Source organism: Pseudomonas sp. Irchel 3F6 (assembly GCF_900187595.1).
In the GTDB taxonomy this organism is placed as follows: Bacteria; Pseudomonadota; Gammaproteobacteria; order Pseudomonadales; family Pseudomonadaceae; genus Aquipseudomonas; species Aquipseudomonas siliginis.
In genome coordinates, this window is sequence record NZ_FYDP01000002.1 from 338,652 (window position 1) to 359,661 (window position 21,010).

The window sequence follows — 21,010 nt, forward strand, 5'->3', positions numbered from 1 at the left end:
GAAGCTCTTGATCTTCTGTCAGGCAACCTGATTCAGATCGTTATTGCGCGTCTCCTTCAAGCACAACACCGCAATCAGGCTCAACACCGCTGCCGCCGACACATACCCGCCGACATAGCTCAACCCGCCCATCGCTACCAGTTTCTGCGCAAAGAACGGCGCCGCCGAGGCCCCGACGATGCCGCCCAGGTTGTACGCCGCTGAAGCGCCGGTATAACGCACGTGGGTCGGAAACAGCTCAGGCAAGAGCGCGCCCATCGGTGCGAATGTCACGCCCATCAAAAACAACTCGATGCACAGAAACAGCGCCACGCCCCAGGTCGAGCCCTGCGTCAGCAACGGTTCCATCAGGAATCCGGACAGAATCGCCAGCACGCCACCGATAATCAGCACCGGTTTGCGCCCGTAACGGTCGCTGGCCCAAGCGGATAATGGCGTCGCTGCGGCCATGAACAACACGGCAAAGCACAGCAGGCCCAGGAACGTTTCGCGGCTATAACCCAGCGTGGCCACGCCGTAGCTCAGGGAAAACACCGTCGAAATGTAGAACAGCGCATAGCACACCACCATCGCCGCCGCACCGAGCAGGGTCGGCGCCCAGTATTGGCTGAACAACTCGACCAGCGGCACTTTCACTCGCTCCTGACGGGCGATCGCATTGGCGAACACTGGCGTTTCATGCAATTTCAGGCGCACATACAGGCCGACCATCACCAGCGCCGCGCTGAGCAGAAACGGAATGCGCCAGCCCCAGCTGCGGAACTGTTCGTCATCCAAGGTCATGGCCAAGGTCAGGAACAGGCCGTTGGCCGCAAGAAAACCAATCGATGGGCCGAGCTGCGGGAACATGCCGAACCAGGCGCGTTTGCCCTTCGGCGCGTTTTCCGTGGCCAGCAGCGCCGCGCCGCCCCATTCGCCGCCAAGGCCCAGGCCCTGACCGAAACGCAGCACGCACAGCAGAATCGGCGCCCAGGCACCAATGCTGTCGTAGCCCGGCAACACGCCAATCAAGGTGGTGCACACGCCCATCAATAGCAGCGAGGCGACCAGCGTCGACTTGCGCCCGATGCGGTCGCCGAAGTGGCCAAACAGTGCCGAACCCAGTGGTCGGGCGAGGAAGGCAATGCCGAAAGTGAGAAACGCCGAAAGCATCTGCGCCGTGCCGGAGGTCTGCGGAAAGAACACCGGCCCGATCACCAGCGCCGCAGCAGTGGCATAAACGTAGAAGTCGTAGAACTCGATGGCGGTGCCGATGAAGCTTGCCGTGGCCACGCGGGTGGCGGAATTGGTCGGCTGGGCAGGCGCGGTTTCGCTGTAAGCGGTATGGGTCGTCATGCGGTGATCCCTGACAGTCATGAGCTCCAGTGGAGCGAATTATTATGGTCGAACACCCAGGGATGTGGGGTAGGGCGCGAGCGCTGTTTCGAGTAGGAACAGTCGTCGGTTTGCAGCGGAAACAGTCAGGATCCGGGCAGTGCCGGGTAGGCACAGGGATCGACGGCGCTTGGGTAAGCGCCTCGATTATAGGAAGGGGGCTAACGATCAAACAAGCGCAAAAGATCGCAGGGTAGGAGCTGCCGAAGGCTGCGATCTTTTGATCTTCTATCGGGCAGGCACCAGAGCAGGCACCGATGAGGTCAGCCAGATCAACACCTTGCTCACCCGGTTCTCCTCGGTCTCGAGGATTTCCAGTCGATAACGCCCGATCTTCAGGCACACCGCGCTTTCCGGAATGGTTTCCAGCGCTTCGGTGACCAGACCGTTCAGGGTCTTCGGCCCGTCGCTCGGCAGATGCCAGCCCAGGCACTTGTTCAGGTCGCGGATCGACGCGGCACCATCGATCACCATACGCCCGTCGGCCTGGGGATGGATGTGCGGGTTGTCGAGGCTGTGCTCGCTTTCGAATTCGCCGACGATTTCTTCGAGAATGTCTTCAAGCGTGACGATGCCCAGCACTTCGCCGTACTCATCGACGACCATGCCGAGACGGCGTTGCTGCTTGTGGAAGTTCAGCAGTTGCAGTTGCAGCGGCGTGCTTTCCGGGACGAAGTAGGGCTCGTAGCTGGCGGCCAGCAGCGCCTCGCGGGTCAATCCGCCGTTGCTCAGCAAATGGCCGATCTGGCGGGTGTTGAGCACCGCTTCGACCTGATTGATGTCACTGTGAAACACCGGCAGACGCGTGCGCTTGTTCTCGCGCAGTTGCTCGATGATCTCTTCGATCGAATCGTCGAGGTTGATGCCGTCGACGTCACTGCGCGGCACCAGAATGTCGTTGACCGTGATGTTGTCCAGCGCATGAATGCCCGACACCGGGTGGGCGCGGACCGGATGTTCGGGATCATCATCGTGATCGGCCGGCAACTCGTCCTCGCTCTGTTGCACCACCTGAGCCTTGCGCGTGAACGGGCTCAGCAGCAAAGCGCTGACCCGGCTGAACAGCCACGCGAACGGGTAGACGATTTTCATCGGCACCGCCAGCAGGGCATTGCCGAACGCCAGCACGGCGTCGGGATAGCGCCTGGCCACGGTGCGCGGGAAATAATCGGCGAACACCAACAGGATGCCACCGGCGCCCAGGCAGGCCGCCCACGGGCCATTTTCTTCGCAGAGAAAAATCGCCAGCAGCGTCGCGAGGATCACCGCGAGGGCGCGGCACAGGGTGTTGCAGAGGATCAGGCTGTCGAGCGGGAAGCTCAGCTTCGCCAGCGGCTTGTCGCTGGCGCGCGAGGCGATCCGTTGCGCGAGCAGGTGCTGCTGCGCGATTTCGACGGCGGTAAACAGCCCTGACCATAAGATCAGCAGGACAAATACCGCGAGCATCGGCCCTATGGGCAAACCGTCCATTTATGCCGCCCGTCAGATGTGCAGTATGTATTCACGAACCAGTTTGCTGCCGAAGTACGCCAGCATCAGCAGGCAGAAACCAGCGAGGGTCCAGCGAATCGCCTTGTGGCCGCGCCAGCCCAGTCGGTTGCGACCCCACAGCAGCACGCTGAAGACGATCCATGCCAGACAGGCCAGCAGGGTCTTGTGCACCAGATGCTGGGCGAACAGATTCTCAACGAACAGCCAACCGGAAATCAGCGACAGCGACAGCAGCGTCCAGCCGGCCCAGAGAAAGCCGAACAGCAGGCTTTCCATGGTTTGCAGGGGCGGGAAGTTCTTGATCAGCCCGGACGGGTGCTTGTGTTTGAGCTGATGGTCCTGAACCAGCAGCAGCAACGCCTGGAACACGGCGATGGTGAACATGCCGTAGGCGAGGATCGACAATAGAATGTGCGCGAGAATGCCCGGCTCTTCGTCGATGATCTGCACTGTGCCGGTCGGCGCGAACTGCGCCAGCAATACCGTGATCGCACCGAGCGGGAACAGGAGCACCAGCAGGTTTTCCACCGGGATCCGCGAACAGGCCAGCAGAGTCAGGGCAATCACCGCAGCGGCAATCAGGCTGGACGCGCTGAAGAAGTCCAGACCGAGGCCGATCGGGGTCAATAGATGTGTAAGCAGGCTGGCGCCGTGGGCGAGCACGGCGAATACGCCGAGGCTGACCAGCAGGCGCTTGTTCGCCTTGGCGCCGGTGGCCAGGCGGGTACTTTGATAGACGGTCGCAGCGGCATAGAGCAGGGCGGCGGCGAGGGTGGTCAGCAAACTGGGTGACAAGGGGAGCATAAATCCTGTTAGGCGAGCCCGAAAGGCGCTGAGTTTGGCATAGAACCGCCACAGCACGAAAGACTCCGCAAGCTGACGGCGAGGTGTCCGCCGGCCGCAGTCTTCGCTATAATCCGCGACCTGCCCACGCCGCAGGCTCGCCGAGCACATGTTGATTCCGGTCTGGGCCGCCATTATCCCGGTTCGTACAGGGCCTGAAAGGATCGCGCAATGTTTGAAAACTTAACCGACCGTCTCTCGCAGACGCTGCGCCATGTCACCGGCAAGGCCAAGCTGACCGAGGACAATATCAAAGACACCCTGCGTGAAGTGCGCATGGCGTTGCTCGAAGCTGACGTCGCATTGCCGGTGGTCAAGGACTTCGTCAATTCGGTCAAGGAGCGCGCTGTCGGCACCGAGGTGTCGCGCAGCCTGACGCCGGGCCAAGCGTTCGTGAAGATCGTCCAGGCCGAACTCGAAAGCCTGATGGGCGCGGCCAACGAAGACCTCAACCTGAGTGCCGTTCCGCCAGCCGTGATTCTGATGGCCGGTCTGCAGGGCGCGGGTAAAACCACCACTGCCGGTAAGCTGGCGCGCTTCCTTAAAGAGCGCAAGAAGAAGTCGGTCATGGTCGTGTCTGCGGACATTTACCGTCCGGCCGCGATCAAGCAGCTGGAAACCCTGGCCAACGACATTGGCGTGACATTCTTCCCGTCCGACCTGAGCCAGAAGCCGGTCGACATCGCCAATGCGGCTATTAAAGAAGCCAAACTGAAATTCATCGACGTGGTCATCGTCGACACCGCCGGTCGTCTGCACATCGACGAAGAGATGATGGGCGAGATCAAAGCGCTGCACGCCGCGATCAACCCGGTTGAAACCCTGTTCGTGGTCGACGCGATGACCGGTCAGGACGCCGCCAACACCGCCAAGGCGTTCGGCGATGCGCTGCCGCTGACCGGTGTGATCCTGACCAAGGTCGACGGCGACGCCCGTGGCGGTGCCGCGCTGTCGGTGCGCGCCATCACCGGCAAGCCGATCAAGTTCATCGGTATGGGCGAGAAGAGCGAAGCGCTCGATCCGTTCCACCCTGAGCGTATCGCCTCGCGGATCCTTGGCATGGGCGACGTGCTCAGCCTGATCGAACAGGCCGAAGCGACCCTCGACAAGGACAAGGCCGACAAACTGGCCAAGAAGCTGAAAAAGGGCAAGGGCTTCGACCTCGAAGACTTCCGCGATCAGCTGCAACAGATGAAGAACATGGGCGGCCTCGGCGGCCTCATGGACAAACTGCCGAGCATCGGCGGCGTCAACCTGTCGCAGATGGGCAATGCCCAGAACGCCGCAGAAAAGCAATTCAAACAGATGGAAGCCATCATCAATTCCATGACCCCGGCCGAGCGCCGCGACCCTGAGCTGATCAGCGGTTCGCGCAAGCGTCGGATCGCCATGGGTTCCGGCACGCAGGTGCAGGACATCGGCCGCTTGATCAAGCAGCACAAGCAGATGCAGAAGATGATGAAGAAATTCACCGCCAAGGGCGGTATGGCGAAAATGATGCGCGGCATGGGCGGTATGTTGCCCGGCGGCGGCATGCCGAAAATGTAAAGACTTCGCCGGTCGTCGCACCGGCGCAGACCCTGCAAGGACGCAGGATCAACAGCAAACCCGCACTCGGCGGGAGCTGACTGGCCGTTTTTAACGACGGCTCTCTATGCAAATCTGCACGGCATGCCATGGGCGCCGGAAAAAGTCATTTGCAAAAGTCCGGATATTCCTTAGAATATGCGGCCTTTCGGGCACCCATGCCCGCTGTGCATTTAGATTTGCAGCACCGACTACAGGAACGATGTTCACATGCTAACAATCCGTCTTGCCCTTGGCGGCTCCAAAAAGCGCCCGTTTTACCACCTGACCGTAACCGACTCGCGTAACCCGCGTGACGGCTCCCACAAAGAACAGGTTGGTTTCTTCAACCCTGTTGCCCGTGGTCAGGAAATCCGTCTGTCCGTGAACCAAGAGCGCGTTGCCTACTGGCTGAGCGTTGGTGCACAACCTTCTGAGCGCGTTGCTCAGTTGTTGAAGGAATCTGCCAAGGCTGCGGCCTGAGCAATATGAACGCGACGCCAGCCCCTGCCGATGATTTGATCGTTATTGGCAAAATTTATTCTGTTCATGGCGTTCGCGGCGAAGTGAAGGTTTATTCCTTTACTGATCCGACTGAAAACCTGTTGCAGTACAAAACCTGGACGCTAAAGCGCGAAGGCAATGTCAAACAGGTCGAGCTGGTCAGTGGACGCGGGAGCGACAAGTTCCTGGTCGCCAAGCTCAAGGGTCTCGATGATCGTGAAGAAGCTCGTCTTCTGGCCGGTTATGAGATCTGCGTGCCGCGCAACCTGTTCGCTGAATTGATCGAAGGCGAGTACTACTGGTACCAGCTGGAAGGTCTGAAGGTCATCGACACCCTCGGGCAACTGCTCGGGAAAATCGATCATCTTCTGGAAACCGGCGCCAATGATGTAATGGTCGTCAAGCCTTGCGCTGGCAGCCTGGATGATCGCGAACGCCTGTTGCCCTATACGGAGCAATGCGTGTTGGCCGTCGACCTGGAAGCGGGCGAGATGAAGGTGGATTGGGACGCGGACTTCTGAACGTGGCTAACTTGCGCGTAGAAGTGATCAGTTTGTTTCCCGAGATGTTTTCCGCCATTGGCGATTACGGCATCACCAGTCGTGCGGTCAAACAGGGGCTCTTGCAGCTGACCTGTTGGAATCCGCGAGATTACACGACGGATCGGCATCACACTGTGGACGATCGCCCGTTTGGCGGTGGTCCGGGCATGGTGATGAAGATCAAGCCCCTGGAAGATGCGCTGGCTCAGGCCAAGGCAGCAGCCGGGGAGGCGGCGAAGGTGATTTACCTGTCCCCCCAAGGCCGTCAACTGACTCAGTCGGCGGTACGCGAGCTGGCACAATCGGATGCATTGATCCTGATTGCCGGCCGCTACGAAGGCATTGACGAGCGCTTTATTGAGGCTCATGTCGATGAAGAGTGGTCGATTGGCGACTATGTACTGTCTGGCGGCGAGCTGCCGGCCATGGTCCTGATCGATGCGGTTACACGACTGCTGCCTGGAGCTTTAGGGCATGCGGATTCCGCTGAGGAGGATTCCTTTACGGATGGTCTGCTGGATTGCCCGCACTACACCCGACCGGAGGTGTATGCGGATCAGCGTGTTCCCGACGTGTTGCTGAGTGGCAATCACGCGCATATCCGGCGTTGGCGTTTACAGCAGTCCCTTGGTCGGACCTATGAACGACGCGCCGATCTTCTGGAAAGCCGCTCGCTTTCTGGAGAAGAGAAGAAGCTGCTCGAGGAATACATCCGCGAGCGGGACGATAGTTAACAACGTATCGATGGTAGATCGAACGATTTACCTTAGGAGCACAGCATGACCAACAAAATCATCCTTGCACTCGAAGCAGAGCAGATGACCAAAGAAATCCCTACCTTCGCCCCAGGCGACACTATTGTCGTTCAGGTGAAAGTGAAGGAAGGTGATCGTTCCCGTCTGCAAGCGTTCGAAGGCGTTGTAATCGCCAAGCGTAACCGCGGCGTGAACAGTGCGTTCACCGTTCGTAAAATCTCCAACGGTGTTGGCGTAGAACGTACTTTCCAGACCTACTCCCCGCAGATCGACAGCATGGCTGTTAAACGTCGCGGTGACGTACGTAAAGCCAAGCTGTACTACCTGCGCGACCTGTCGGGTAAAGCAGCACGCATCAAGGAAAAACTGGCTTAAGCCCAGCTTCCGATGCAGAAAAAAGCAGCCTACGGGCTGCTTTTTTGTTGCCCGGGATTTGTGCTGCAAAGATCTTCAGTCTGTCTGTGACCCAGTCGCGGCCTTCGCGAGCAGGCTCGCTCCCACAGGAATACAGTGGGAGCGAGCCTGCTAGCGAATCGATCCATCAGGCGCTGGAACCTTCTGGTTGAATCAACGCCAGCAACGTCCACCCAGCCCCCGGCTTCAACGCCGTTTCCGGCGTCACCACATGCACCCAGCCGCTGTCATCACGCATGAACAGTAAAGTTGCGCGATTGCCGTGCAGCGCCCGGTAATCATCCCAGCCAAACCCATCCGTCAAGGTTGTGCTGTACAGCTCGGCACCCTGGCCCATCTGGCCGGCCAGTTTCGAATAGGTCAGTGCCTCACTGCCCAACTGATTGCCCCGGTGTTCCAGGCTCGCCCGATGTTTATCGCTGCGGCGGCTTTCATGGCCGCTGGCCAGACCGAACAGGCGCTGATGACCGAAGTCATGACGAAAGCGCATCGCCGCCAATGTGTTCAGCTCGCCCGACGGTGACAGCGCCAGCAAATGCCCCAACCCCACCAGGTCCAGATGCGCGTCAGCATGCTGCGACGCCGGGTTGCCGAAATAGGTCGGCAAGCCTTCCATGCGTGCCGCGCGGATATTCTCCCAGCTCGAATCGGTCAGCAGTACGCGACTGCCCAGTTGCTGCAGCGACTTGCCCAATGCGCGGGCCGGGCCATTGGCACCAACGATCAGAAAACCGCTCGGCGCCGGTTCGGCGACCTTTAACAGCCGTGCCAGCGGTCGAGCCGTTGCGCTTTGCAAAACCACGGTGCCGATGATTACCGCAAAGGTCAGCGGCACCAGGAGCAGGGCGCCTTCATGTCCGGATTCATCCAGGCGAATCGCGAAAATCGCCGAGACAGCCGCAGCGACGATCCCCCGCGGCGCGATCCAGCACAGCAGCGCCCGTTCACGCCAGCTGAGACTGGAACCGGCGGTGCTGAGCAAAACATTCAATGGGCGAGCGATCAACTGGATCACCAGCAGCAGAATCAACACCAGCGGTCCCAGACCGATTAACGCGTTCAGGTCCAGGCGCGCCGCGAGCAGGATGAACAGTCCGGAAATCAGCAACACGCTGAGGTTTTCCTTGAAGTGCAAGATGTGCCGCACGTCCACGCCTTTCATGTTGGCCAGCCACATGCCCATCAGCGTCACCGCCAGCAGGCCGGACTCATGCATCACTTGGTTGGCACCGATGAAGATTGCCAGCACCGCTGCCAGCGAGGCCAGGTTATGCAAGTATTCCGGCAGCCACTGACGCCGGATCACCGTCCCCAGCAGCCAGCCACCGACGACACCAAACACGGCGCCGCAGAGGATCACCCCGCCGAAGGTGAGAAGACTTTGCTTGAGGCCATGCCCTTCAGCGCTGGCGATGATGAAGCTGTACACCACGACGGCGAGCAGAGCGCCGATCGGATCGATGACGATGCCTTCCCAGCGCAGGATGTTGGCGATCGAGGCTTTTGGCCGCATCACCCGCAGCATCGGCACGATTACGGTCGGACCGGTTACCAGCGTCAGGCTGCCAAACAGAATCGCCAGCATCCAGTCGAAGCCCAGCAGAAAGTGCGTGGCCACCGCGATGACGATCCAGGTCGAAATCGCACCGAGGGTCACCAGTCGATGAACGACGCTGCCGATCTCTTTCCATTCCGACAGGTGCAGGGTCAGGCTGCCTTCGAACAGGATCAGCGCCACTGCCAGCGACACCAGTGGCATCAGTAGCGGGCCGAACATTTCCTGCGGGTCGAGCCAACCCAGCACCGGGCCGGCCAGAATGCCGGTCAGCAGCAGAAACAGAATGGCCGGCAGCTTCAGGCGCCATGCCAGCCACTGACAACCCAGCGCCGCCGCGCCGATCCCGCCAAATGCCAAGAGAATTTGCTGCTCGTTCATTGATGCTCCCTGTTCCTTGATCTGGCTGGCTATGAAAGACTAGCGGCCATTCCCGTCGTTCACTGTCTATTTGCGCGCAGTGTTAAAAACTGCCTGCCCCGAGCACCCATGCCTGCCATCGACCATCCGCTGATTGATCAATTCCTCGACGCTTTATGGCTGGAGAAAGGCCTGTCCGACAACACCCGCGACGCCTATCGCAGCGACCTCGCGCTGTTCAACGGCTGGTTGCAGGAGAAAAATCTCGAGCTGATCAATGCCGGTCGCGAATTGATCCTCGATCACCTGGCGTGGCGGCTGGAGCAAAACTACAAGCCGCGCTCCACCGCGAGATTTCTCTCCGGGGTGCGTGGCTTTTATCGCTATCTGTTGCGGGAAAAACTGATCAGCGTCGACCCGACGTTGCGCGTCGACATGCCGCAACTGGGCCGGCCGTTGCCCAAATCGCTATCGGAAGCCGATGTCGAAGCGCTGCTCAAGGCACCGGACCTGAGTGAAGCCATCGGTCAGCGTGACCGCGCGATGCTGGAAGTGCTGTATGCCTGTGGCCTGCGCGTGACCGAACTGATCAGCCTGACACTGGAGCAGGTCAACCTGCGCCAAGGCGTATTGCGGGTGATGGGCAAGGGCAGCAAGGAGCGTCTGGTGCCGATGGGCGAGGAGGCGATTGTCTGGGTCGAGCGCTATATGCGTGATGGTCGTGGCGAGTTGCTCGGTGGCCGTCCCAGCGATGTGCTGTTCCCCAGCCAGCGCGGCGAGCAGATGACCCGGCAGACGTTCTGGCATCGGATCAAGCATCAGGCCAAGGTCGCCGGGATCAGCAAGTCGCTGTCGCCGCATACCTTGCGCCACGCATTTGCCACGCACCTGCTCAACCATGGCGCGGACTTGCGCGTGGTGCAGATGCTGCTCGGGCACAGCGACCTCTCTACGACGCAGATCTATACCCATGTCGCCCGCGCCCGATTGCAGGATCTGCACGCCAAACACCACCCACGCGGCTGACACATCCCATAATGTTGAAATACTGACCTGTGGCGAGGGGATTTATCCCCGTTCGGCTGCGCAGCAGTCGCAAACCCGGCTGGCTCGATTTTGACTGAAAGATCGCGGTGGATGGTTTAGGGCTGCTTCGCAAGCCGGCGGGGATAAATCCCCTCGCCACAATAATGTGTGTCAGCCACATGTGGTTGTGGGTCAACTGTACAAGCATGAAGGTGTGTCAGTTGCACATGAGTGTGTGGCGACAGGCGCATTCGGCCCTCGCGGCCTTATGTGTTAGGCTTTGCCGGTTTGCACGATGGACGGTTATGACCCGGTGTTTCGCACGGGCGTTCTGATCGTTTCATTGGCCCGCCCTCAGGAGTACTCATGCGTCTGACCCAGATTTTCGCCGCCGCCGCTGTCGCGCTGGTGAGCACCTTTGCCGTCGCCGACGACGCGGCCGACAAAGCCATTCGTCAAAGCCTGGAAAAACTCGAACTCGAGGTTCCAGTCGAAAGCATCAGTGCCAGCCCGTTGCCTGGCATGTACGAAGTCAAACTCAAAGGCAGCCGCGTGCTGTACGCCAGTGCCGATGGCCAGTACATCGTGCAGGGCAATCTGTACCAGCTCGCGAATGGCAAACCGGTCAACCTGACCGAGAAGACCGAACGCCTGGGCATTTCCAAACTGATCAATGCCATCCCGGTGGCCGAAACCGTGGTCTACCCGGCCGTGGGCGAGACCAAATCGCACATCACCGTGTTCACCGACACCACCTGTCCGTACTGCCACAAACTGCATGCCGAAGTGCCCGAGCTGAACAAGCGCGGCATCGAAGTGCGCTACGTGGCGTTCCCGCGCCAGGGCCTGAATTCGCCGGGTGACGAGCAGCTGCAAGCAGTGTGGTGTTCGAAAGACAAGAAAGCCGCCATGGACAAAATGGTCGATGGCAAGGAAATCAAAGCCGCCAAGTGCGATAACCCGGTTTCCAAGCAATTCGCGCTAGGTCAGTCGATCGGCGTGAACGGTACACCGGCCATCGTTTTGGCCGACGGCCAGGTCATTCCGGGCTACCAGCCGGCGCCACAAGTCGCCAAACTGGCACTGGGCGCGAAGTAATTCGCATCGTCACGGGTAACCGTTGACGATCGTGGTCCGGCAGCAGCAGCGCCGGGCCATCAACAGAGAGCCGCGAGCACGCGGTTGTTTTCCGGCCGACCCTGTGTCGGCCGTTTCATGGGGAGTTCACAGTGAATCCGGTCAAAGTAGGCATCTGTGGGTTAGGGACCGTCGGTGGCGGTACCTTCAACGTACTTCAGCGCAACGCCGAGGAAATTGCTCGTCGTGCCGGGCGTGGAATCGAAGTGGCGCAAATTGCCACGCGCACGCCAAAGCCTCAGTTCCAGACGACCGGTATTGCGATTACCAACGATGTCTTCGAAGTGGCCACGAACCCTGAGATCGACATCGTCATAGAGCTGATGGGCGGCTACACCGTTGCCCGCGAGCTGGTACTCAAGGCCATCGAGAATGGCAAGCATGTGGTCACCGCGAACAAGGCGCTGATAGCCGTTCACGGTAATGAGATTTTCGCCAAGGCACGCGAGAAAGGCGTGATCGTGGCATTCGAAGCGGCGGTGGCCGGTGGCATTCCGGTGATCAAGGCGATCCGCGAAGGCCTGTCCGCCAACCGCATCAACTGGGTTGCCGGGATCATCAACGGCACCGGCAACTTCATCCTCACCGAAATGCGCGAAAAAGGTCGTACGTTCGAAGACGTGCTCGCCGAAGCGCAAGCGCTGGGTTACGCCGAAGCCGATCCGACCTTCGACGTCGAAGGCATCGATGCTGCGCACAAGCTGACCATTCTGGCGTCTATCGCCTTCGGTATTCCGCTGCAATTCGACAAGGCGTACACCGAAGGCATCACCAAACTGACCACTGCCGACGTCAACTACGCCGAAGCGCTGGGCTATCGCATCAAGCACTTGGGTGTGGCGCGCAGCACTGACGCCGGCATCGAGTTGCGCGTGCACCCGACGCTGATTCCGGCCGATCGCCTGATCGCCAACGTCAACGGCGTGATGAACGCAGTTATGGTCAACGGCGACGCCGCCGGTTCGACGCTGTTCTATGGCGCCGGCGCTGGCATGGAGCCGACCGCTTCGTCGGTGATCGCCGATCTGGTCGACGTGGTTCGCGCGATGACTTCCGACCCGGAAAACCGTGTGCCGCACCTGGCCTTCCAGCCGGACTCGCTGTCGGCGCATCCGATCCTGCCGATCGAAGCCTGCGAAAGCGCTTACTACCTGCGAATCCACGCCAAGGATCATCCGGGCGTACTGGCTCAGGTGGCGAGCATCCTGTCGGAGCGCGGCATCAATATCGAATCGATCATGCAGAAGGAAGTCGAAGAGCATGACGGCCTGGTGCCGATGATCCTGCTGACCCACCGCGTGGTCGAGCAACGCATCAATGATGCGATCACCGCGCTGGAAGCACTGGCTGGCGTCGACGGCCCGGTTGTACGGATCCGTGTCGAACATTTGAACTAAAAGCAGCGGCAAGCTTCGAGCTGCAAGCGGCAAGAGAGAAGCAGTCTGGCTTTTACTTGCGACTTGCAGCTTGCAGCTTGCAGCTCAAACCGAAGGTTTGAAAAAAATGCGATATATCAGTACTCGCGGCCAGGCCCCGGCCCTGAATTTCGAAGAGGTCCTGCTGGCCGGTCTGGCGACCGATGGCGGTCTGTACGTCCCGGAAAACCTGCCACGTTTCACTCAGGAAGAGATCGCTTCCTGGGCTGGCCTGCCTTATCACGAACTGGCCTTCCGGGTGATGCGCCCGTTTGTCACCGGCAGCATCCCGGATGCCGATTTCAAGAAGATCCTCGAAGAAACCTACGGCGTGTTCGCGCACAGCGCCGTGGCGCCATTGCGTCAGCTGAACGGTAATGAATGGGTGCTGGAGCTGTTCCATGGCCCGACCCTGGCGTTCAAGGACTTCGCCCTGCAACTGCTCGGTCGTCTGCTCGATTACGTGCTGGAAAAGCGCGGCGAGCGCGTGGTGATTGTCGGTGCCACCTCTGGTGATACCGGTTCTGCGGCCATCGAAGGCTGCAAGCACTGTGAAAACGTCGATATCTTCATCCTGCATCCGCACCAACGAGTGTCTGAAGTGCAGCGTCGGCAGATGACGACAATCTTCGGCGAGAACATCCACAACATCGCCATCGAAGGCAACTTCGATGACTGCCAGGAAATGGTCAAGAACAGCTTCGCCGACCAGAGCTTCCTCAAAGGCACGCGTCTGGTGGCGGTGAACTCGATCAACTGGGCGCGGATCATGGCCCAGATCGTTTACTACTTCCATGCGTCCCTGCAGTTGGGCGGTCCGGCGCGTTCGGTGTCGTTCTCGGTACCGACCGGCAACTTCGGCGACATCTTCGCCGGCTACCTGGCGCGCAACATGGGCCTGCCGATCAATCAGTTGATCGTGGCGACCAACCGCAACGACATCCTGCACCGCTTCATGAGCGGCAACCAGTACGTCAAGGAAACCCTGCACGCAACGCTGTCGCCGTCGATGGACATCATGGTGTCGTCGAACTTCGAGCGCCTGCTGTTCGACCTGCACGGGCGTAACGGTGCGGCGATTGCCGGCCTGATGGACTCGTTCAAAAAGGACGGCAGTTTCAGCGTCGAACAAGAACGCTGGACCGAAGCACGCAAGCTGTTCGATTCGCTGGCGGTGGACGATGCGCAGACCTGCGAAACCATCGCCGACGTCTACGAGCAAACCGGTGAAGTCCTCGACCCGCACACTGCCATCGGTGTGAAAGCTGCGCGCGAATGCCGTCGCAGTCTGGATATCCCGATGGTGATTCTGGGCACTGCCCATCCGGTCAAGTTTCCTGAGGCAGTGGAGAAAGCGGGTGTAGGAAAAGCGCTCGAACTACCTGCACATCTTTCTGATTTGTTTGAGCGAAACGAGCGTTGCACGGTTCTGCCAAACGACCTGAAAGCCGTGCAAGCCTTTGTCAGCCAGCATGGCAACCGCGGCAAGCCACTCTAAGCCAGTAAAAGCTGTCACATTTTGAAGCCCGTCTCCTGACGGGCTTTTTTGTTTCTGCTGCCACACTGCTCGGGTTTTCACCCACGAAGGACGGGTGAGTCGATCACGAAGGAAATGGCAATGCTGTTTTACAGAGGTTTGAAACCGGCACTGGGCTGGTTGTTTTTGTTGGCGGTGCTGGGATGGATGCACAGCGGCGTGGCAGCGCAGATGGCACTCGATCAGGCCAATGCGTCGGGCAATGTGCCGGCTGTCGAGCTGGATGCGCACGAGCGGCAATGGATCCGTGACAACCCCAGAGTAACGGTGGCATCGGTGCAATATCCGCTGTACCTGTTTCAGGACGAACACGGCCAGTGGAGCGGTCTGAACAACGATGTGCTCAAGCGGGTCAGCGCAATGACCGGACTGCAATTCGAGCACCAGGAATCGTTCTCTACCGACCATATGCTTGATCGCCTGCAAAGCGGGGTCGCGGACATCAGTACGACGTTGGCCATGAGCGATGAACGCAAGGCGTTTCTCGATTTCAGTCATGCTTTCGGAGGGGCTGGCTGGGTGTTTGTCGGACATGCCAATGCCCCGAGGGTGGAGTCTTTCGAGCAACTGGCGAAGCGCGTTCTGGTGCTGCCCGCCCGTCATGCCCTGGAGGATGCGATTCGGCGCGATTATCCGTCGATTGAAATACGCTCGGTGAAAACCTACGCCGAAGCGCGGGCGCTGGTCGAGAGTGGGGAAGCCTACGCAACCATCGAAAACGAAATCGGCGCGCAGCTCTATCCGTTGGGCATGCTCAAGGTCGGTGCTCTGGTAGAGGGCAAGTGGGAAGCCGATCATCTGGCTGTACGAAAAGGCATGCCGCAACTACTGAGTATTCTTAACAAGGCGCTGGAAGCTTTTCCTGCTGCGGAGTTGCGGGCGATTCGTCTCAAGTGGCTGGCAGGCGTTTCGCCGCCGCCCGTGCCCTCCGTGTGGAAGCGCCTGGTCGAGTGGGCATGCTGGGCGATGGGGGGAATCGGCGTTTTCGGAATGCTGTCGCTGGTGTGGAACCGGCGCCTGGCGGCCGTGATCAAGCTGCGCTGCGCTGCGGAAAAGGAGTTGGGCGATCAACTGGCCTTTCAGCACGCCCTGATCGATTCGATGCCGGATCCGGTGTTTGTCCGTGATCTGCACGGGCGTTTGATCATCTGCAATCGCAGTTACGAAGAGGCGCTGTCGGTGCGCCAGGACCAGATGCAGGGACGCTTGCTGATCGAAGTCGATGCGTTTCCGGAAACCACCGCGCGGATGCTCCACGACGAATTCATCGCCCAGTTGCAAACCCGCAAGTCGCGCTTCAGCAAACGCCAACTGCTGTTCAAGGGCGGGCCTCGCGAGGTTTATCAGTGGACCGTGCCGTTTTACAGCGGCGACGGCAAATTGCGCGGCTTGTTGGGCGGCTGGACCGACATCACCCAGCGTCGGACCGAGAGCGGGTGTCGCTGTCTGCAGTAAAGAAGGGAAATGTCCTGCAAGACGCGGCTACTTTTCTGATGGGAGGCTTAAGACGCCTGCCCTAGAGTGAACGACACCTGCGGTGAGAGTCCGCGATGATCGCTCCAGAGGTCGCCCATGCGCTCGCTTAAAGTCCTGATTCTTGAACCCAACCCGTTCCAGCTGATGGCATTGCATCAAATGCTCAATGCCATCGGCATCTACGACGTATTGACCGCGCCTTCGCTGGCGTCAGCCCTGTCTTCACTGGGGCATCGCGGTGCGGTCGATATCGCCATTTGCGATCCGCAGCTCAAAGGTGGCGATGGGTTGGCATTGATTCATCACCTGGCGGCGCACCATGAGGCGCGTGCCCTGATTCTGCTGGGCTCGGTCGCGCAGAGTTTGTTGAGTGACCTGGAGCCGGTGCTTCGTCAACAACGCCTGCGCCTGCTGGGGCGTCTGCAGACACCGGTTTCGGCGGTGTTGATGCGAGGTCTGCTGGACAGTTATCTGATCACTGCGCAGGCACTCATCGAGGCCTGATACCGGCGAATATTTTTCTGTCATCTTCGCCATGCATGCTCTGTCAGACACGGTCCTGCAAGGTCGGAACGTGACAGGCAGAACTTTCTTCTCGGGCCGGTGGTCATTTAATGTGAACACGCCCCAGGCACTGTGTTTTCGGACTATTGAGTGGAGATCGAGATGGAAAGTATCAGTCTATTGCTCGGTGAGGCTCTGAGCCCGTATCAGGTGACGCTGACCCCTCGCGGCAGCCATGGTGAATGTCTGGTGACGCTGAAGAACAGCAGCGGCGCCATTGTGGTGGAACGCGAATTCAATCAGGCCCAGTTGAGCGACAAGCGCTTGCTGACCGACGTGGTGGACGGCCTGCACCGTGACGTGATGATCGCCGAAGGGCGGCTGGAACCCTGCGTCATTGCGGCGTTGCGCAATGCAGCTCTGGACAAGCGTCCGGCCCTGTAAAGATGAAATATTTTTTGTGGGAACCTTCCTGCATACCTGTCAGTCAGACCCCATAACAGCAGGATCAAGCATTGTGCTCCGGTGCTTGTCGCTTGCTGCTACGGGTCTCGAAGCAGACCCCGTTTAACCCCGAGTTGTCTCCCCACTTCTCGGGGTTTCTTTTGCCCGGCGTTTGCCCTGTGCACAGCTTTTTGCTCGAAAACCAAACCTCCAGCGTTGCTCAAATGGCCCCGTCTTCGCGCAGCCGAGCGATTTGCGCCGCGTCGTAGCCCAGATCGCCAAGCACCTGCGCATTGTGTTCGCCAAGCTGCGGTCCGACCCATTCGGACGAGCCCGGCGTTTCCGACAGCTTCGGCACGATGCCGGGCATCTTGAAGTCCTTGCCGTCCGGCAGCTTGGCATGCAGGAACATCTCCCGCGCCAGGTATTGCGGATCGTTGAACATGTCCTCGGCGCTGAAGATCCGGCTGACCGGTACGTCGGCCTGATTGAGCAAGTCGAGAACGGTCTGCAGCGGTAAGGAATTGACCCAGCGATCAATCACGCCATACAACTCGTCCCGGCGACTGTCACGCCCGTCGTTACTGGCCAGCACCGGGTCGTTGGCAAGATCTGCGCGGCCAATCACGAGCATGAAGCGTTTGAAGATTGCATCACCATTGGCGCCGATTTGCACATGCTTGCCGTCGGCGCTGGTGTGGATCGAAGAGGGCGTGATGCCCGGCATGATGTTGCCGCTGCGCTCGCGGATGAAACCGAACACGTCGAACTCCGGCACCATGCTTTCCATCATCGCGAAGATAGCTTCATACAGCGCAACGTCGACCACTTGGCCCAGCCCGCCGTTGACCTCGCGATGACGCAGCGCCATCAACGCACCGATCACGCCCCACAGCGCGGCAATCGAATCACCGATGGAAATCCCGGTGCGCACCGGTGGCTGATCTTCGAAACCGGTGATGTACCGCAGGCCACCCATGGATTCGCCGACCGCACCGAAACCTGGCTGGTCCTTCATCGGCCCGGTCTGACCGAAACCGGAGAGGCGCACCATCACCAGTTTCGGGTTCAGTGCGTGCAGGGTTTCCCAGCTCAGACCGAGTTTTTCCAGGACGCCGGGGCGGAAATTCTCGATGAGGATGTCGGCTTCGCCCAGCAGTTGTTTCAGGATCGCCAAACCGTCGGGGTGTTTCAGATTGAGGGTCAGCGACTTCTTGTTGCGCGCCTGGACAAACCACCACAACGAGGTGCCTTCGTACAACTTGCGCCATTTGCGCAGGGGATCGCCGCCGTCCGGCGATTCGATCTTGATCACTTCGGCGCCGAATTCGCCGCAAATGCGCGTGGCAAACGGCCCGGCAATCAACGTACCCAATTCAATGACTTTCAGACCCGAGAGCGGTTTGCTGGTGAACGGCATGCGAAATCCTGTAGGACAAGGCTGAGCGGATACAGGGTTTTAACATAGCCGACTGTCAGACGCCGCAGCTTGATTGCCATCAATTCGATGATTGCCTGTGGCATCGGTTAGACTTGCCGACTTTCCTCGTATCAAGAAGCCCGTTCATGGCCCAGCCGTCCACTACCTACAAATTCGAACTGAACCTCACCGACCTCGACCGCAGCGTCTACGAAAGCGTCAAGCAGACTATCGCCCGTCATCCTTCGGAGACCGAAGAACGCATGACTGTGCGGCTGCTGGCCTACGCGCTCTGGTACAACGAGCAGCTGTCGTTCGGCCGTGGTCTGTCAGACGTGGATGAACCGGCCTTGTGGGAAAAGAGCCTGGACGACCGTGTCCTGCACTGGATCGAAGTCGGCCAGCCGGATGCCGATCGCCTGACCTGGTGCTCGCGCCGCACCGAACGCACCAGCCTGCTGGCCTACGGCAGCCTGCGTGTGTGGGAAACCAAGGTGATCCCGGCGATCAAGAACCTGAAAAACGTCAACATCGCCGCCGTCCCGCAAGAAGTGCTGGAGACCCTGGCCAAGGACATGCCGCGCGTCATCAAGTGGGACGTGATGATCAGCGAAGGCACGATCTTCGTCACCGACGATCGCGGTCAGCACGAAGTCCAGTTGCAATGGCTGCAAGGTGAGCGCGGCTGAGGTCGCGACACCGCTGATATTTCCCACGAATCAAAGAGAAGCCTCCGTCGCCCCATGCGTATCGAACCTCGTCAATTGCCTGCCACGCTGCCTTTCCTCGGTGATCTGCCGCCACTGCTGACCCGCCTGTACGCGGCGCGGGGCGTGCAGTCGGAGGCGGAGCTGGACAAGAGTCTGGCGCGCTTGATCCCGTTCCAGCAGCTCAAAGGCATCGATGCGGCGGTCGACCTGCTGGTGACGGCTCTGGAGCAGCGTCAGCGCATTCTCATTGTTGGCGACTTCGATGCGGACGGCGCCACCGCCAGCACTGTCGGTGTGCTCGGTCTGCGCCTGTTGGGCGCGGCGCATGTCGATTACCTGGTGCCGAACCGCTTCGAATACGGCTACGGCCTGACGCCGGAAATCGTCGAAGTCGCGCTGACCCGTGAACCGCAATTATTGATCACCGTCGACAATGGTATTTCCAGTGTCGAAGGCGTCGCGGCGGCCAAGCGCGCCGGACTGAAGGTGTTGATCACCGACCACCACTTACCCGGCGATGAACTGCCGCAGGCCGATGCGCTGGTCAATCCGAATCAGCCGGGCTGCGAATTTCCGAGCAAAGCGCTGGCCGGCGTCGGGGTGATCTTCTACGTACTCATGGCGTTGCGCGCGCGTCTGCGCAGCCTCGGCTGGTACGAGAGCAAGCCACAACCGAACATCGGCGAACTGCTCGATCTGGTGGCGCTGGGCAGCGTCGCCGACGTGGTGCCGCTGGATGCCAACAACCGCATTCTCGTGCACCAAGGGCTGGAGCGGATTCGTGCCGGCCGGGCGCGGCCGGGGATCAAGGCGATTCTCGAAGTCGCCAAGCGAGAGGCTGCGCGGATCACTTCCACCGACCTGGGTTTCATCGTCGGCCCGCGCCTGAACGCCGCCGGACGTCTGGACGACATGAGCCTGGGCATCGAATGCCTGCTCACTGCCGACGCCAATCTGGCGCGGGAGATGGCTGCGCAACTGGACGGCATGAACCAGGATCGCAAATCCATCGAGCAGGGCATGCAGCGTGAAGCGCTGGCGCAGCTCAAGGATCTGCCGGTCGAGTCGATGCCGTTTGGTCTGTGCCTGTTCGACCCGGAGTGGCATCAGGGCGTGATCGGCATTCTCGCCTCGCGCATGAAAGAGCGCTATTTCCGCCCGACCATTGCTTTCGCCGATGCCGGTGATGGTCTGCTCAAGGGCTCCGGTCGCTCGGTGCAGGGCTTCCATATTCGCGATGCGCTGAGTGTGGTGGCGGCGCAGCATCCGAACCTGATCGCCAAGTACGGTGGCCACGCGATGGCCGCTGGTCTGACCTTGCCGCAGGAGAATTTTCCGCTGTTCGCCGAGGCATTTGACGCTGAAGTACGTAGGCAACTTCGCGAAGAAGACCTCACTGGGCGCATGTTGTCGGACGGCACGCTGGCCGTTGAAGAGTTTCATCTCGAACTGGCTCGCGCCTTGCGCCACGCCGGGCCGTGGGGGCAGCATTTTCCCGAGCCGCTGTTTCACGGTGTGTTTCAACTGGTCGAGCAGCGCGTGGTCGGCGAACGGCATTTGAAAGTGGTGCTGAAAAGCGAATGCGGTTCGGTGAAGCTCGATGGCATCGCGTTTGGCATTGATCGCGATGTGTGGCCGAACCCGACGATTCAATGGGTTGAACTGGCTTACAAGCTCGACGTTAACGAGTTTCGTGGCAACGAGACTGTGCAGCTGATGATTGCTCATATCGAACCGCGTTAAGCCATTCGCGAGCAGGCTCGCTCCCACAGGTACGGTGCAGTCTTGTGGGAGCGAGCCTGCTCGCGAAAGCATCCTTTCACACACTGAATTACTCTGAACCCTCCGTCATTCCCGGTTGTCGACTAGGCTCTAAGCACTGCTTGATTGGCCTTGTGACGTCTTGTCGGATTTTTGCCCGCGGGGGCGGGTGCTGC

General features: G+C 59.8%; 19 protein-coding genes. 14 read left to right on the plus strand and 5 right to left on the minus strand.

Annotation, left to right across the window (positions count from 1 at the left end):
• Window positions 1–18: 18 nt before the first annotated feature.
• The 3 genes from CKW30_RS07540 to CKW30_RS07550 all read right to left on the minus strand — a co-directional run bounded on the left by CKW30_RS07540 (window position 19) and on the right by CKW30_RS07550 (window position 3,669).
• Entirely contained in the window at window positions 19–1,335 is a 1,317-nt protein-coding gene (locus tag CKW30_RS07540) for an MFS transporter (RefSeq protein ID WP_041478199.1), read from the minus strand.
• A 267-nt stretch (window positions 1,336–1,602) separates the two neighbouring features.
• The gene (locus tag CKW30_RS07545) at window positions 1,603–2,844 is read right to left on the minus strand and encodes a CNNM domain-containing protein (protein ID WP_095180445.1); all 1,242 of its coding nucleotides are present in this window, start codon (window positions 2,842–2,844) and stop codon (window positions 1,603–1,605) included.
• 12 nt (window positions 2,845–2,856) lie between these two features.
• Entirely contained in the window at window positions 2,857–3,669 is an 813-nt protein-coding gene (locus CKW30_RS07550; protein WP_016771539.1) for an inner membrane protein YpjD, read from the minus strand.
• Between the two features lie 210 nt (window positions 3,670–3,879).
• On the opposite strand from CKW30_RS07550, the gene ffh reads away from it, so the two are divergent.
• The 5 genes from ffh (at window position 3,880) to rplS (ending at window position 7,450) form a co-directional block, all read left to right on the plus strand.
• Window positions 3,880–5,256, plus strand: coding sequence for a signal recognition particle protein (ffh, locus tag CKW30_RS07555; RefSeq protein ID WP_007967791.1), 1,377 nt, complete (start codon window positions 3,880–3,882; stop codon window positions 5,254–5,256).
• A 249-nt stretch (window positions 5,257–5,505) separates the two neighbouring features.
• Window positions 5,506–5,757, plus strand: a complete 252-nt coding sequence (gene rpsP, locus CKW30_RS07560; RefSeq protein ID WP_003185073.1) for a 30S ribosomal protein S16 — start codon at window positions 5,506–5,508, stop codon at window positions 5,755–5,757.
• Between the two features lie 5 nt (window positions 5,758–5,762).
• The gene (rimM, locus tag CKW30_RS07565; protein WP_095180446.1) at window positions 5,763–6,299 is read left to right on the plus strand and encodes a ribosome maturation factor RimM; all 537 of its coding nucleotides are present in this window, start codon (window positions 5,763–5,765) and stop codon (window positions 6,297–6,299) included.
• A 2-nt stretch (window positions 6,300–6,301) separates the two neighbouring features.
• A complete protein-coding gene (gene trmD / locus CKW30_RS07570; RefSeq protein ID WP_038860625.1) occupies window positions 6,302–7,054 on the plus strand; it encodes a tRNA (guanosine(37)-N1)-methyltransferase TrmD in 753 nt (250 codons plus the stop codon).
• 45 nt (window positions 7,055–7,099) lie between these two features.
• The gene (rplS, locus tag CKW30_RS07575) at window positions 7,100–7,450 is read left to right on the plus strand and encodes a 50S ribosomal protein L19 (RefSeq protein ID WP_003175895.1); all 351 of its coding nucleotides are present in this window, start codon (window positions 7,100–7,102) and stop codon (window positions 7,448–7,450) included.
• Between the two features lie 166 nt (window positions 7,451–7,616).
• On the opposite strand, the gene CKW30_RS07580 is transcribed toward rplS, so the two are convergent.
• The gene (locus tag CKW30_RS07580; protein WP_095180447.1) at window positions 7,617–9,425 is read right to left on the minus strand and encodes a sodium:proton antiporter; all 1,809 of its coding nucleotides are present in this window, start codon (window positions 9,423–9,425) and stop codon (window positions 7,617–7,619) included.
• A gap of 108 nt (window positions 9,426–9,533) precedes the next feature.
• Between CKW30_RS07580 and xerD the strand changes: the two genes are divergently transcribed.
• From xerD to CKW30_RS07615, 7 genes are all read left to right on the plus strand, one after another.
• Complete coding sequence (xerD, locus tag CKW30_RS07585; RefSeq protein ID WP_071174488.1) at window positions 9,534–10,430, plus strand: site-specific tyrosine recombinase XerD; 897 nt, start codon at window positions 9,534–9,536, stop codon at window positions 10,428–10,430.
• A 366-nt stretch (window positions 10,431–10,796) separates the two neighbouring features.
• Window positions 10,797–11,528, plus strand: a complete 732-nt coding sequence (dsbC, locus tag CKW30_RS07590; RefSeq protein WP_095180448.1) for a bifunctional protein-disulfide isomerase/oxidoreductase DsbC — start codon at window positions 10,797–10,799, stop codon at window positions 11,526–11,528.
• A 131-nt stretch (window positions 11,529–11,659) separates the two neighbouring features.
• Window positions 11,660–12,964 carry a homoserine dehydrogenase gene (locus CKW30_RS07595; protein ID WP_024011722.1) on the plus strand — a complete coding sequence of 435 codons (1,305 nt, stop codon included), beginning with the start codon at window positions 11,660–11,662 and terminating at the stop codon, window positions 12,962–12,964.
• Window positions 12,965–13,070: 106 nt separating this feature from the next.
• Window positions 13,071–14,480 carry a threonine synthase gene (gene thrC, locus CKW30_RS07600; protein ID WP_024011723.1) on the plus strand — a complete coding sequence of 470 codons (1,410 nt, stop codon included), beginning with the start codon at window positions 13,071–13,073 and terminating at the stop codon, window positions 14,478–14,480.
• A gap of 120 nt (window positions 14,481–14,600) precedes the next feature.
• Entirely contained in the window at window positions 14,601–15,974 is a 1,374-nt protein-coding gene (locus tag CKW30_RS07605) for a transporter substrate-binding domain-containing protein (RefSeq protein WP_095180449.1), read from the plus strand.
• A gap of 117 nt (window positions 15,975–16,091) precedes the next feature.
• Entirely contained in the window at window positions 16,092–16,499 is a 408-nt protein-coding gene (locus CKW30_RS07610) for a response regulator (RefSeq protein WP_041478191.1), read from the plus strand.
• A 162-nt stretch (window positions 16,500–16,661) separates the two neighbouring features.
• The gene (locus tag CKW30_RS07615; protein ID WP_016771530.1) at window positions 16,662–16,943 is read left to right on the plus strand and encodes a DUF3509 domain-containing protein; all 282 of its coding nucleotides are present in this window, start codon (window positions 16,662–16,664) and stop codon (window positions 16,941–16,943) included.
• 220 nt (window positions 16,944–17,163) lie between these two features.
• On the opposite strand, the gene CKW30_RS07620 is transcribed toward CKW30_RS07615, so the two are convergent.
• Window positions 17,164–18,363, minus strand: coding sequence for a CaiB/BaiF CoA-transferase family protein (locus CKW30_RS07620; protein WP_095180450.1), 1,200 nt, complete (start codon window positions 18,361–18,363; stop codon window positions 17,164–17,166).
• Window positions 18,364–18,509: 146 nt separating this feature from the next.
• Here CKW30_RS07620 and CKW30_RS07625 point away from each other — a divergent pair, with 146 nt between their 5' ends.
• Both CKW30_RS07625 and recJ read left to right on the plus strand, forming a co-directional pair.
• Window positions 18,510–19,052 (plus strand): YaeQ family protein, encoded by a 543-nt coding sequence (locus tag CKW30_RS07625; protein WP_007908961.1) that lies wholly within the window; start codon window positions 18,510–18,512, stop codon window positions 19,050–19,052.
• A 54-nt stretch (window positions 19,053–19,106) separates the two neighbouring features.
• A complete protein-coding gene (recJ, locus tag CKW30_RS07630; RefSeq protein WP_016771527.1) occupies window positions 19,107–20,816 on the plus strand; it encodes a single-stranded-DNA-specific exonuclease RecJ in 1,710 nt (569 codons plus the stop codon).
• The last annotated feature ends 194 nt before the right edge of the window (window positions 20,817–21,010 follow it).

Excerpts from the sequence above, each read along its gene's own strand:
- CKW30_RS07540 (WP_041478199.1), bottom strand. The coding sequence starts at position 1,335 with ATGACGACCCATACCGCTTACAGCGAAACCGCGCCTGCCCAGCCGACC.
- CKW30_RS07545 (WP_095180445.1), bottom strand. The coding sequence starts at position 2,844 with ATGGACGGTTTGCCCATAGGGCCGATGCTCGCGGTATTTGTCCTGCTG.
- CKW30_RS07550 (WP_016771539.1), bottom strand. The coding sequence starts at position 3,669 with ATGCTCCCCTTGTCACCCAGTTTGCTGACCACCCTCGCCGCCGCCCTG.
- ffh (WP_007967791.1), top strand. The coding sequence starts at position 3,880 with ATGTTTGAAAACTTAACCGACCGTCTCTCGCAGACGCTGCGCCATGTC.
- rpsP (WP_003185073.1), top strand. The coding sequence starts at position 5,506 with ATGCTAACAATCCGTCTTGCCCTTGGCGGCTCCAAAAAGCGCCCGTTT.
- rimM (WP_095180446.1), top strand. The coding sequence starts at position 5,763 with ATGAACGCGACGCCAGCCCCTGCCGATGATTTGATCGTTATTGGCAAA.
- rplS (WP_003175895.1), top strand. The coding sequence starts at position 7,100 with ATGACCAACAAAATCATCCTTGCACTCGAAGCAGAGCAGATGACCAAA.
- CKW30_RS07580 (WP_095180447.1), bottom strand. The coding sequence starts at position 9,425 with ATGAACGAGCAGCAAATTCTCTTGGCATTTGGCGGGATCGGCGCGGCG.
- xerD (WP_071174488.1), top strand. The coding sequence starts at position 9,534 with ATGCCTGCCATCGACCATCCGCTGATTGATCAATTCCTCGACGCTTTA.
- dsbC (WP_095180448.1), top strand. The coding sequence starts at position 10,797 with ATGCGTCTGACCCAGATTTTCGCCGCCGCCGCTGTCGCGCTGGTGAGC.
- thrC (WP_024011723.1), top strand. The coding sequence starts at position 13,071 with ATGCGATATATCAGTACTCGCGGCCAGGCCCCGGCCCTGAATTTCGAA.
- CKW30_RS07605 (WP_095180449.1), top strand. The coding sequence starts at position 14,601 with ATGCTGTTTTACAGAGGTTTGAAACCGGCACTGGGCTGGTTGTTTTTG.
- CKW30_RS07610 (WP_041478191.1), top strand. The coding sequence starts at position 16,092 with ATGCGCTCGCTTAAAGTCCTGATTCTTGAACCCAACCCGTTCCAGCTG.
- CKW30_RS07615 (WP_016771530.1), top strand. The coding sequence starts at position 16,662 with ATGGAAAGTATCAGTCTATTGCTCGGTGAGGCTCTGAGCCCGTATCAG.
- CKW30_RS07620 (WP_095180450.1), bottom strand. The coding sequence starts at position 18,363 with ATGCCGTTCACCAGCAAACCGCTCTCGGGTCTGAAAGTCATTGAATTG.
- CKW30_RS07625 (WP_007908961.1), top strand. The coding sequence starts at position 18,510 with ATGGCCCAGCCGTCCACTACCTACAAATTCGAACTGAACCTCACCGAC.
- recJ (WP_016771527.1), top strand. The coding sequence starts at position 19,107 with ATGCGTATCGAACCTCGTCAATTGCCTGCCACGCTGCCTTTCCTCGGT.